At 71.6% G+C, this 11055-nt stretch carries 12 protein-coding genes; 8 read left to right on the top strand and 4 right to left on the bottom strand.

What is annotated here, in order from left to right; all coding sequences use genetic code 11:
- The first annotated feature begins 23 nt into the window (after window positions 1-23).
- Window positions 24-584, top strand: coding sequence for an arsenate reductase/protein-tyrosine-phosphatase family protein (locus ACVW00_RS17120; RefSeq protein ID WP_457112100.1), 561 nt, complete (start codon window positions 24-26; stop codon window positions 582-584).
- Entirely contained in the window at window positions 581-1393 is an 813-nt protein-coding gene (locus tag ACVW00_RS17115; protein ID WP_457112099.1) for an N-acetylmuramoyl-L-alanine amidase, read from the top strand. The genes ACVW00_RS17120 and ACVW00_RS17115 overlap by 4 nt, the downstream gene beginning before the upstream one ends.
- A gap of 72 nt (window positions 1394-1465) precedes the next feature.
- On the opposite strand, the gene ACVW00_RS17110 is transcribed toward ACVW00_RS17115, so the two are convergent.
- A complete protein-coding gene (locus ACVW00_RS17110) occupies window positions 1466-2272 on the bottom strand; it encodes an SDR family oxidoreductase (RefSeq protein ID WP_457112098.1) in 807 nt (268 codons plus the stop codon).
- 50 nt (window positions 2273-2322) lie between these two features.
- Here ACVW00_RS17110 and ACVW00_RS17105 point away from each other — a divergent pair, with 50 nt between their 5' ends.
- The 5 genes from ACVW00_RS17105 to ACVW00_RS17085 all read left to right on the top strand — a co-directional run bounded on the left by ACVW00_RS17105 (window position 2323) and on the right by ACVW00_RS17085 (window position 6191).
- The gene (locus tag ACVW00_RS17105) at window positions 2323-2724 is read left to right on the top strand and encodes a hypothetical protein (protein ID WP_457112097.1); all 402 of its coding nucleotides are present in this window, start codon (window positions 2323-2325) and stop codon (window positions 2722-2724) included.
- Between the two features lie 71 nt (window positions 2725-2795).
- Window positions 2796-4151, top strand: coding sequence for a D-inositol-3-phosphate glycosyltransferase (gene mshA, locus ACVW00_RS17100; RefSeq protein ID WP_457112096.1), 1356 nt, complete (start codon window positions 2796-2798; stop codon window positions 4149-4151).
- A gap of 43 nt (window positions 4152-4194) precedes the next feature.
- A complete protein-coding gene (locus ACVW00_RS17095; RefSeq protein ID WP_457112095.1) occupies window positions 4195-4695 on the top strand; it encodes a YbjN domain-containing protein in 501 nt (166 codons plus the stop codon).
- Window positions 4696-4779: 84 nt separating this feature from the next.
- The gene (locus tag ACVW00_RS17090; RefSeq protein ID WP_457112094.1) at window positions 4780-5727 is read left to right on the top strand and encodes a DMT family transporter; all 948 of its coding nucleotides are present in this window, start codon (window positions 4780-4782) and stop codon (window positions 5725-5727) included.
- 128 nt (window positions 5728-5855) lie between these two features.
- Window positions 5856-6191: a hypothetical protein gene (locus ACVW00_RS17085; RefSeq protein WP_457112093.1), complete on the top strand. Its 336-nt coding sequence runs from the start codon at window positions 5856-5858 to the stop codon at window positions 6189-6191.
- Between the two features lie 19 nt (window positions 6192-6210).
- Here ACVW00_RS17085 and ACVW00_RS17080 read toward each other — a convergent pair whose 3' ends face one another.
- A complete protein-coding gene (locus ACVW00_RS17080) occupies window positions 6211-7020 on the bottom strand; it encodes an NAD-dependent protein deacetylase (RefSeq protein ID WP_457112092.1) in 810 nt (269 codons plus the stop codon).
- 157 nt (window positions 7021-7177) lie between these two features.
- On the opposite strand from ACVW00_RS17080, the gene ACVW00_RS17075 reads away from it, so the two are divergent.
- Window positions 7178-9916 (top strand): hypothetical protein, encoded by a 2739-nt coding sequence (locus ACVW00_RS17075; RefSeq protein ID WP_457112091.1) that lies wholly within the window; start codon window positions 7178-7180, stop codon window positions 9914-9916.
- Between the two features lie 53 nt (window positions 9917-9969).
- Here the strand turns inward: ACVW00_RS17075 and ACVW00_RS17070 are convergent, their stop codons facing one another.
- Both ACVW00_RS17070 and ACVW00_RS17065 read right to left on the bottom strand, forming a co-directional pair.
- Window positions 9970-10647, bottom strand: coding sequence for a response regulator (locus ACVW00_RS17070; protein ID WP_457113133.1), 678 nt, complete (start codon window positions 10645-10647; stop codon window positions 9970-9972).
- Window positions 10644-10970 (bottom strand): sensor histidine kinase, encoded by a 327-nt coding sequence (locus tag ACVW00_RS17065; protein WP_457113132.1) that lies wholly within the window; start codon window positions 10968-10970, stop codon window positions 10644-10646. Before ACVW00_RS17065 ends, ACVW00_RS17070 begins: the two co-directional genes overlap by 4 nt.
- Window positions 10971-11055 lie beyond the last annotated feature (85 nt).

Raw genomic sequence — 11055 nt, 5'->3', positions numbered from 1 at the left:
CGGTCGAGTCTATCGTGAGTGTCGTGTCCCATTTGCCCGGCGATCCCGCCGCACGCCCCGCAGCCCCGTTCCGGGTGCTGTTCGTGTGCATCGGGAACGTCTGCCGCTCGCCGGTGGGCGAGCGGCTGCTGGCGGCCCGGCTGCCCGCGGAGCGCTTCGAGGTCTCCAGTGCAGGCGTGGGCGCGATGGTCGGGTACGCGATGAGCAAGTACGCCGCCGCGGAGCTACGCGCCTTCGGGGGTGACGCGACCGGGTTCGCGGCCCGCCAGCTCACCACCGAGATGGTCGAGCGCAGCGACCTGGTCCTCACCGCGACCCGCGAGCTGCGGTCACAGGTGCTCGCGGAGGTGCCGGGGGCGTTGCGGCGTACGTTCACGGTGCTGGAGTTCGCCGCCCTGACCGAGCACGCCGAGGCCAGCACGCCCGCCGACGTGGTGAAGTGGGCCGGCGCCCACCGCTCCTCGGTCGGCCGGCTCGAGCAGGACATCCCCGATCCCTACCGTCGTGGCGCCGAGGCGCACGCAGCCGCGGCCCAGGAGATCGACAACGCGGTCCAGCAGATCGCCAAGGCGCTCGACCGGTGACTCGGGCAGGTCGCTGGGCCGGCGCCGCACTCGCTGTCGTGGCCCTGACGGCCTCGCTCGCCGCGGCGCCGCCACTGGTCGACGGTGCGCCCCGCCGTCCGGGAGCTGCCACGACCGTCTCGGCCCCGGTGACCGTGGGCCTTCCCCTCTCGGGCGTCCGGATCGCGCTCGACGCGGGGCACCAGCTCGGCAACCACAACTTCCCCGCGCAGATCCGTCGCCTGGTCCCGGCCGGCGGCTTCGAGAAGCCGTGCAACACCACCGGCACCGCCACCAATGGCGGCTACCCCGAGGCGACGCTGAACTTCCGGATCGTGCGCAAGGTGCAGGCACGACTGCAGGCGCTCGGCGCAGAGGTGCTGCTCAGCCGCACCCGCAACAGCGAGTCGCTCTGGGGTCCGTGCGTCGACGTCCGCGGCGAGTTCGGGGCCCGCGTGCATGCGCAGCTGACCGTCAGCCTGCACGCGGACGGTGCCAGATCGGATGCCCATGGCTTCCACGTGATCGCGCCCGTCGCACGCAGCCCGTGGACCACCGACATCGCGGTGTCGTCCCGGGCGCTCGCCGAGGCGTTGCGCGCAGGGTTCGACGCCACCGGCATCCCGAGGTCGACGTACGTCGGCGGCGGCACCGCGCTCTCGATCCGCTCCGACCTGGCCACGCTGAACCTCTCCGACGTCCCCGTCGCGATGCTCGAGATCGGCAACATGCGCAACGCCTCCGACGCCCACCGGATGACCACGAGGAAGGGCCGGGCGCTGTACGCACGCGCCGTCGTACGGGGGATCCAGCTGTACCTGGACCGGTGAGGCAAATTCACTACTGGCGTAGTGGATTTGCGGCTTCCCGTATGCAATCGCGGTCGGGAAGCCCGGAATTCACTACGCCAGTAGTGAATTCCGGCCGCGGTCGAAGATCGGGCCACGATGCAGCAAGTGCTGGGACGCCTGGGCGACAGGCCGGATGACCAGCTCGTCTACGTTCACGTGCCTGGGCAGCGTCGCCACCCAGCGGATCGCCTCGGCGACGTCCTCGGCCACGAGGGGCTCGTCGACGTCGGCGTAGACGGCGTCGGCCCGGTCGCGGTCGCCGCCGAGCCGGTTGAGCGTGAACTCCTCGGTGCGGACCATGCCGGGGGCGATCTCGGTGACCCGGATCGGCTCCCCGTTGAGCTCGAGGCGCAGCGTCCCGCTCAGCGCGTGCAGCCCGTGCTTGGCGACCGTGTAGCCCCCGCCTCCGACGTACACGCCCTGGCCGGCGGTCGATCCCACGTTGACGACGATCGCGTCGGGCGCCGAGCGGAGTGCCGGCAGCAGGGCGCGGGTCACCCGCAGGACGCCGAGCACGTTGACGTCGTACATCTGCTGCCACACCTCGGGGGCGGCGTCCTCGACACGATCGACCCCGGCGGCTCCGCCGGCGTTGTTGACCAGGACGTCGACCCGCGGACCGGCTGCTCCCACCAGGGCCCGCACGTCGTCGTCGGAGGTGACGTCGCAGGTGATCGCGACGCCGTCGATCTCGTCGGCCAGCGCCTCGAGCCGGTCGGTACGTCGCGCCGCGCACACCACGCGGAATCCCTCGGCGGCGAGCGCACGGGCGGTCGCGGCGCCGATGCCGCTGCTCGCCCCGGTGACCACCGCGACGCGGCCCGCGAAGCCGGCCCCTGACGTCCTGGGAGCGGGCACGGCGAGGCCTCCTTGTGGCGGATGCGGGGCTGTCGGGCCATCATCCTGTCATGAGCCCCAGAGTCGTGGCCGCCCTGCTCGGTGCCCTTGCGGGCCTGCTCCTGTGCGCTGCCGGCGGGCTCTCCTTCCTGGCCCGCGAGTACTCGGACCTGCATCACACGCTCGCCGTCACGGGGTACGCCGTCACGCTCGCGGCCCTGCTCGTCACGGGCTACGCGCTGGTGGCGCACGCCCCGTTCTGGCTGCGGATCATCGTCTCGATCGCGTTCCCGCTGCTGATGGCCTCGGTGTGGCAGGTGGTCGACCAGGCCATCGACGACCGGGTGGACGGGTGGAGGGCCGCGGCGGCCACCCACCTCCTCGGCGGTGTGATCGTCCTCGTCGCCGCCCTCCTCGCGTTCCGCCGCGGTGCCGACCGCCACGCGGACCATTACGAGCCCACCCATCGCTGAGCAGCGCCGGGGTACAGGCCCGCGGGAATGGATGACGGGCGGCCACGGTTGTCGCCCACGGAGGTGTGCGCGTGAAACCACTGGAGACCGCCCGCGACAGCGCGGGCGAGCACCACGAGCCGACGCTCCCCGGGCGAGCGCACCCGCACGAAACGTTCCCGGCCACCTCGCGACCGAGTCGTCTCGCGATGATCTCCCTGCACACCTCGCCGCTCGACCAGCCCGGCACCGGCGACGCCGGGGGCATGAACGTCTACGTCACCGAGCTGGCGCGCCGCCTCGCGGAGCGCGACGTCGAGGTGGACATCTACACCCGCGCCACCGCCTCCAGTCAGCCGGTCGAGGTGCCGATCGCACCCGGAGTGAGCGTGCGGCACATCGTGTCGGGCCCGTTCGAGGGGCTCGCGAAGCACGACCTGCCCGGCCAGCTCTGCGTGTTCGCCCGCGAGGTGCTGCGCACCGAGGCCCAGTTCGAGGTCGGCCACTACGACGCCGTGCACAGCCACTACTGGCTCTCCGGCCAGGTCGGCGCTCTCGCGCGCGACCGCTGGGGCGTGCCGCTGGTGCACTCCATGCACACCATGGCGAAGGTCAAGAACAACCTGCTCGCCGAGGGCGACCTCCCCGAACCCCGGGCCCGGGTCATCGGTGAGGAGCAGGTCGTGGCCGCGGCGGACATGCTGATCGCCAACACGGTCGACGAGGCCAAGGACCTGATCAACAGCTACGACGCCGACGCGGCGCGCGTCGAGGTGGTCCACCCCGGAGTCGACCTGGACGCCTTCCGTCCGGTGCCGATGATGGATGCGCGCGCCCGGCTCGGGCTGCCGCTCGACTCGGACGTGCTGCTCTTCGTCGGCCGGATCCAGCCGCTGAAGGCCCCCGACGTGCTGCTCCGTGCCGCGGACGCGCTGCTGCGCCGCGACCCGTCGCGCCGCTCGCGGCTCGTCGTCGCCGTCGTCGGCGGCCCGTCGGGCACCGGCCTCGAGCACCCCACCGCGCTGGCCGACCTCGCGGACGCCCTCGGGCTCTCCGACGTCGTGCGGTTCGTGCCGCCGGTCCACCGCGACGAGCTCGTCGACTGGTACGCCGCCGCGACACTGGTGTGCGTGCCGTCGTACAACGAGAGCTTCGGGCTGGTGGCCGTCGAGGCCCAGGCAGTGGGCACGCCCGTCGTCGCCGCGGCCGTCGGCGGCCTGACGACGGCCGTCGCCGACGGCCGGTCGGGGCTGCTCGTCTCCGGCCACGACCCCGAGGACTACGCGCGGGTGTTCGAGAAGGTCCTCGACGCCCCGGGCCTGCGCGCCGCGCTGTCGGTCGGCGCGATCGCGCAGGCGGCCGACTTCAGCTGGGACCGCACCGCCGACGCGACCCTGGACGTCTACGCGCGGGCCGTCGACCTGATGGCCGTCGAGGTGGTGCGGTGAGCACCGCCCCCCGCCCGCTCGCACGACACCGCAGGGACCCTGCATGACCGGGAGCCGAGAGCGGGCGGCGGAGGTCATCCGGGCGGTGCTGCGCGACGGTGAGCTCGACTGGCAGGAGGCCGAGGGGGGCGTCTTCGACGTGGTGCTCCCCGGCCAGCGCAAGCTGCAGACACCGGTCCGCCTCGAGGTCGGTCCGCACGCGCTCAGCGTGCACGCCTTCGTCTGCCGCAAGCCCGACGAGAACTTCGAGGGCGTGTACCGCTGGCTGCTCGAGCGCAACATGCGGATGTACGGACTCGCGTTCGCGCTCGACGCGGTCGGCGACATCTTCCTGGACGCGCGGCTCCCGCTCGGTGTGGTCACTCCCGATGAGGTCGACCGCCTGCTCGGCTCCGCGCTCACGTACGCCGACGAGTCGTTCAACACCATCCTCGAGCTCGGTTTCGCCACCTCGATCCGCAAGGAGTGGGAGTGGCGGCTGGCCAACGGTGAGTCGACTGCGAACCTCGATGCGTTCCGGGGATGGCTCGAGCCGGGTCGCTGACGGGCCCAGCGTTGGCTCGATCTCGAGGCACGACGGCGGAAAACCGCGTGTCATCGACGGCCCCGGCCTCGTAGATTCGGCCCGGTGACGAGCCTCGACGCGCCGCTGCCCACGCCGCCCTCGCCGGTGCCGGAACCCGTTGTTCCCCCGGTCGCAGGCCCGGCGCCGTGGCTGCCGGTTGCCGCGATCGCCGTCACGCTCGTGCTGTGGTCCTCGGCGTTCGTCGCCATCCGCCACCTCGGGCACGACGTCACTCCGGGCGCACTCTCGCTGGGACGGCTGCTCGTGGCGGCGCTCGCGCTGACGCTGCCGCTGGTGCGGAGCAGCAGATCGAGGATGACTCGCTCCGAGCTGCTCCTGATGCTGCTGTGCGGGGTCGCCTGGTTCGGCGTCTACAACATCGCGCTGAACGACAGCGAGCGCCGGATCGACGCCGCCACGGCCGCCATGCTCGTGCAGGTCGGCCCGATCGTGGTGGCCCTGCTCGCGGCGATCTTCCTCGGCGAGCGCCTCACTGGCTGGTTGCTGGCCGGGATCGCGGTGGCCTTCGCCGGAGTGGTGGTGATCGGAACCGCGATGCGCGGCGAGGGCGGCTCCAACGTCGACGGCGTGCTCCTCGCGCTGCTCGCCGCGATCACCTACGCCATCGGCGTGGTCTCCCAGAAGGTGCTGCTGCGCCGGCTCTCCGGGCTCGAGGTGGTGTGCTACGCCTGCTGGATCGGGGTGGTCGTCTGCCTGCCCTGGTCGGGTGACCTCGCCGACCTCGTCCGCCACGGCAGTGCCGCCGACCTCGGCTGGATCGGCTACCTCGGGGTGTTCCCCACCGCGATCGCGTTCAGCCTCTGGGCCTTCGCGCTGCGGCACACCGACGCGGGCAAGCAGGCGATCACCACGTTCCTCGTGCCGCTGATCACCGCGGTGATGGCCTGGGCGCTGCTCGACGAGGTGCCGCCCGCGCTCGCGTTCGCAGGCGGCGCGCTCTGCGTCGTCGGCGTGCTGGTGACCCGGCGCAAGCCGCGCGCGGTGACCTGACCCGTTCGGGCAGGCGTCAACCACCCGTTCGGGCACCCTTTCGCCGTTTCCCGCCCCTGACCGGCCTGGGCGGCGAGAATGGAGGTGGCCGCTGACCAGTGGGGACCACGGCGCGCGAGGGGGATGAGATGGCAACCGGAAGCTCGATGCAGTACACCATCGGCACGGCTCTCGATCGCGCGCACCAAGGCGGCCACGAGGTCGAGGTGCTGGTCCAGGGCCAGTGGCTCGGCGGCATGATCGCTGCCGCCGACGGCCTCGGTGTCGTGCTCGACCGGGGAGGGGTCGAGCACTTCGTCGTGCGGCTCGAGAGCATCTCCGCCGTCCGGGTCGGCGCTCAGGCGCCCATGCTGGACATCGCGCCCGATGCCCCTCAGGGACCGGACCGCACGGCCGACGGTGCCGTGCCGATGCCGGCGCCCGCGCACGAGCCGTTCGTGGTCCCGGACACCATGTCGGCCTGAGCCGGCCGGGCAGCCAGCCTCAGCCGAGCCAGCCGGCGAGCGTCGCGGCGCAGCCGGCGTCCACCTTGATCGTGGCGAGCGGATCGCCCCGGGTCACGCCTCGGTTGACGATCACCACCGGGATGCCCCTTGCGTGGGCCTGCTTGACGAACCGGCGACCGCTGAAGACGTGCAGCGACGACCCGAGGACGACCAGCGCCTCAGCCTGCTCGACCAGTCCGGCGCTGTGCTGGACGCGCGCGGCCGGCACGTTCTCGCCGAAGAACACGACGTCCGGCTTCAGGACACCGCCGCACGCCTCGCAGGCGGCGACGACGAAGCCACCGGTCGCCGCGAGGTCGACGTCCCCGTCGGGAAGGACTCGGGCGTCCGTCGCCGTGAATGCGCGGTTCAGCGCGGTCAGCCGCTCCTGGAGCGCGGCTCGACCGGTCCGGTCGCCGCAGTCGAGGCAGACCACGTGGTCGATCCGGCCGTGCAGCTCGACCACGTCGCGGTGGCCGGCCGCCCGGTGCAGGCCGTCGACGTTCTGCGTGATCAGGCCGGTCAGGCGACCCTCGACCTCCAGCCGCGCGAGCAGGTGGTGCGTCTGGTTCGGCCGGGCCGTGCCCATCGCCGACCAGCCCAGGAAGCTCCTGGCCCAGTACCGCTGGCGCGCGGTGTGGCCGGAGCGGAACTGCTGGAGCGTCATCGGCGTCCGGACCGGCGCGCCCGACCCGCGGTAGTCCGGGATCCCCGAGTCCGTCGACACGCCCGCCCCAGTCAGGACCAGCCAGCGCCGGTCGGCGAGCACGTCGTACGCCGCCGGTGTCGCAGCGTCCTGGATGCTCACCCGACCAGTATTCACACCAGATCGTGATCGCTGAACCTTCCCAGGGGCCGGGTCCGCCGTTTACGGTGGCTGCGCCGCCCACCCGAGCGGTGGATCTTCGGTGCGAGAGGCCTGCGAGATGAAGTTTTCCCGGCGGATGCGGATTTCAGTGGGATTGGTGGCGGCGGCGGCGCTCGCCGCAGTGGGCCTTGTGGTCGCCCAGGGCGGTGACGACGAGCGCGCGAAGGAGTCCGGGCCGCGCTACGTCGGCTACCTCGAGCGCACCGGCGGAGAGGCGGCGGAGGAGCGGGAGCGGGAAGGCGAGGAGCACGGCGTACCGGGTGTCGTCGGCGGACCCGACTCGGAGTCCGCGGAGATCCTCGCGTCGATGACCGCTGCCGCCGACGCCCGGATGGCGCCCTACGGCTCGGTCGCGGCCGGCCAGCTCTCCAGCAGCCTCGGCGACTTCCGGAGCCTGACCTCCAACGGCAGCAGCTGGTCGGAGGTCACCGACCTCCCCTACGACGGCGACGACGCGAACTACCGTGACCCCGACAACTCCAACTCCTCCGGCGGTGCTGGCTACGTGGCCGGCCGGATCACCGGCCTGGCGGCCGGCGGCGGCTACCTGTTCGCAGGCGGCGCCAACGGCGGCGTGTTCCGCAAGAGCCTGGGGGCGAACCTGTCCGACCCCGGTGACGACGGGTCCTGGGAGCCGATCTCGGACGGCATCCTCTCGCTGTCGACCGGCGACCTCGAGTTCCACGACGGTGCGCTCTGGTACGCCACCGGCGAGGCGAACACCGGCGCCACGTCCTACGTCGGCTCGGGTGTGTACCGCAACCCGCGTGCGACCGACGCCAGCGCGACGACCGCGCAGTTCCAGGACACCGACCGGGTCGGCGGCGTCGAGCTCGAGAGCCGCGGCATCAACAAGCTCCGCTTCGACGACGTGCACGGCTTCGCCTACGCCGCGACCACGCGTGGCCTGTGGCGCTACCCGCTCAGCGGCGCTGCGCACTGGACCAACGTGTTCATGCCGAACCCCGGCGCGGACACCGACATCAGCACGCCGTACAAGAACATCGTCAACGACGTCGCCATCGACGATGCCGGCCGCGTGCTGCTCAACGCTGCCTGGCGCAGCGGCGATGCCAGCTACAACGGCTTCTACGCCAGCGCCAACGGCGGCGCCGGGACCTTCGCCCAGGTGAACCCGCAGGGCGGTCTCGGCTACCAGCAGGTCGGCAACACCGAGTTCGCCTGGGGCACCGACTCGTCCGGTCACAAGACGGTGCTGTACGCCGTCGTGGAGTCGCCGACCAAGCTCGCGCACTCGCCGCAGACCGTGCTGAACGGCGTCTACAAGTCGCCGAGCGGCTCGCTCGCGGGCCCGTGGAACCGGATCGCCGACAGCGGCAAGCTCTCCGACTCGGGCTCGGCGCTGCACGGCAAGGGCGGGTTGGACTACCGGCCGGGCGTGCAGGCTTGGTACAACAACTTCATCCAGACCGAGCCCGGACACCCGGACCACGTCTGGCTGGGTCTCGAGGAGGTCTACGAGACGACCAACGGCGGTTCGGGCTGGACCACGCCCGGCCCGTACTGGAACTTCGACTTCTCCTGCTGGAGCATCCTGGCGTCGAAGAACACCTGCCCGGAGACAACGCACTCCGACCAGCACTCGATCGTCACCTACGGCAACCGGGTGTACGTCGGCAACGACGGCGGCGTGAAGTCGCGTCCGATCCAGGGCACGTCGAACAAGAACGGCAACGCCACCGACTGGGTGAGCCACTCCAAGGGCCTCGGCACGCTGCAGTACTACTCGGTCGGCGTCGGCGCGGACCCGGAGCGGTCCGGCTACGCGGTCGCGGGCGGCCTCCAGGACAACGGTGGCTCGCTGCTGCGAGGGGACCGCAAGGACAACCAGGGCAACACCGAGATGGTCTCCCCGTTCGGCGGCGACGGTGGCGACATCATCGTCAACCCGCTCAACGGTTGCCAGATCCTCGACGAGTACGTCTACCTGACCCTGTGGTTCACGAAGAACTGCGGGCAGACCGACGGGAGCCACAAGGCGTCGTACGACATCAGCGTGCCCGACGCCAACCCGCGGTTCACCGCCCCGTTCCGGGTCGTGCGCGGCTCGCTGAACACCGGTGACCAGAGCTCGGAGCGCTGGGTCGCGGGGGGCAACTCGGTCTGGACGCACGACCGCGGCTTCTCGACGACGCCGGAGCAGGCGGCGACGCTGCCGGGCCACGGCTGGACCAAGCGGGCGACGCTCGGCACCGCCAACCGGATGGTGGTCGGTCTCGACTCGGTCGCCGATCCGGCGGCCAAGCAGGACGCGACCAAGGACGTGACGGTGGCGGCGTGGTGCGGTGAGACCAACTGCAACAGCACCGGCTTCACCCGCGGCGTGATGACCAACTTCGGAGGCACCTGGCACGAGCTGAACATGGACGGGTTGCCGCCGCGGTACCCGAGTGGCGTCTTCATCGACAGCGTCTCGGGCAGCACGGCGACGGTGTACCTGGTCTTCAACGGCTACAACCGGACGTTCATCGAGGGTCCCGGGGCGCACCAGGACCACGTGTGGAAGGGCGTGCTGACCGCGTCGGGCGGCGTGACGTGGACCAACGAGTCGGCGGGTACGCCGGACGTGCCCGCGACCGATGTCGTGCGCGTGGGCAACAAGCTGGTCGTCGCGACCGACTACGGCGTCATGGTCGGCGTCATCGACCCGGTCACCGGCGACGTGTCGGGCTGGAAGCGGATCGGTGGCCAGTCCGGTACGCCGAGCGCACTGCCGCTCACCACGGTGTACGACATCAGCGTGGGACCCGACGGCTACCTGTACGCGGCCACGCACGGCCGTGGGATCTGGCGGACGGCGCTGGGCGGCCTGTAGCCGGGGGCGCTTCTCCTGAGCCGCGGCCCGCTCGTTCCGGGCGGCGCCGCGGCTCAGAGGTCGAGCTTGTACCCGAGCCCGCGGACCGTCGTCAGCAGCTTCGGCTCCGCGGGGTTCGACTCGATCTTGGCGCGCAGCCGCTTCACGTGGACGTCGAGGGTCTTGGTGTCGCCGACGTAGTCAGAGCCCCAGACCCGGTCGATCAGCTGTCCGCGGGTCAGCACCCGGCCGGGGTTGCGCAGGAACATCTCCAGCAGCTCGAACTCCTTCAGCGGCAGCCGGACGTCCTCGCCACCGATCGTGACGACGTGCCGCTCCACGTCCATCCGCACCGGGCCGGCCTCGAGCGTCGCCGGCACCAGCTCCGGCTCGATGCCGCGGCGCAGCACCGCCCGGATCCGGGCGACCAGCTCGCGCGGGGAGTACGGCTTGGTCACGTAGTCGTCGGCGCCGAGCTCCAGGCCGACGACCTTGTCGACCTCGTCGTCCTTCGCGCTGACCATGATCACGGGGACGTTCGAGGTCTGCCGGATCTGTCGGCAGACCTCCGTGCCGGGCATGCCGGGCAGCATCAGGTCCAGCAGCACGATGTCGGCGCCGGAGCGGTCGAACTCCGTGAGTGCGTCGGGCCCGGTCGCGGCGACCGCCACCTCGAAGCCTTCCTTGCGCAGCATGTAGGAGAGGGCGTCGCTGTAGCTCTCCTCGTCCTCGACCACGAGTACGCGGGTCACGACTGTGCCTCCATGGTGGCCACCTTCCTGGGCAGGGTGAGCGTGAACGTCGAGCCCTGCCCCTCGACGGACCAGACCCGGACGTCGCCGCCGTGCGACGCCGCCACGTGCTTGACGATCGACAGCCCCAGCCCGGTGCCGCCGGTGGACCGGTGCCGGGCCGGGTCGACGCGATAGAACCGCTCGAAGATCCGGTCGATCTCGGTCGCCGGGATGCCGATGCCCTGGTCGGTCACGCTCAGGTCGACGGTGCTCTCGCCACCCTTGGCCGAGACCACGACGGTCGAGCCCTCGGGGGAGTACGCGACGGCGTTGGCGACCAGGTTGCCGATCGCGACCGCAACCTGCTTCCCTGCTGCCGAGGAGCACCAGGCCCTCCTCGCCGTCGCGGACGAGGGTGATCCCGCT

The sequence above is a fragment of the Marmoricola sp. URHA0025 HA25 genome (assembly GCF_054059435.1).
Note: the sequence above shows the minus strand (reverse complement) of the source record. Positions and strands in the feature narration are given on the sequence as shown.

What these genes read in the sequence shown, in the direction of transcription:
- ACVW00_RS17095 (WP_457112095.1), top strand. Translation starts at nt 4,195, where the DNA reads ATGACCGGGAGCCGAGAGCGGGCGGCGGAGGTCATCCGGGCGGTGCTG.
- ACVW00_RS17085 (WP_457112093.1), top strand. Translation starts at nt 5,856, where the DNA reads ATGGCAACCGGAAGCTCGATGCAGTACACCATCGGCACGGCTCTCGAT.
- ACVW00_RS17105 (WP_457112097.1), top strand. Translation starts at nt 2,323, where the DNA reads ATGAGCCCCAGAGTCGTGGCCGCCCTGCTCGGTGCCCTTGCGGGCCTG.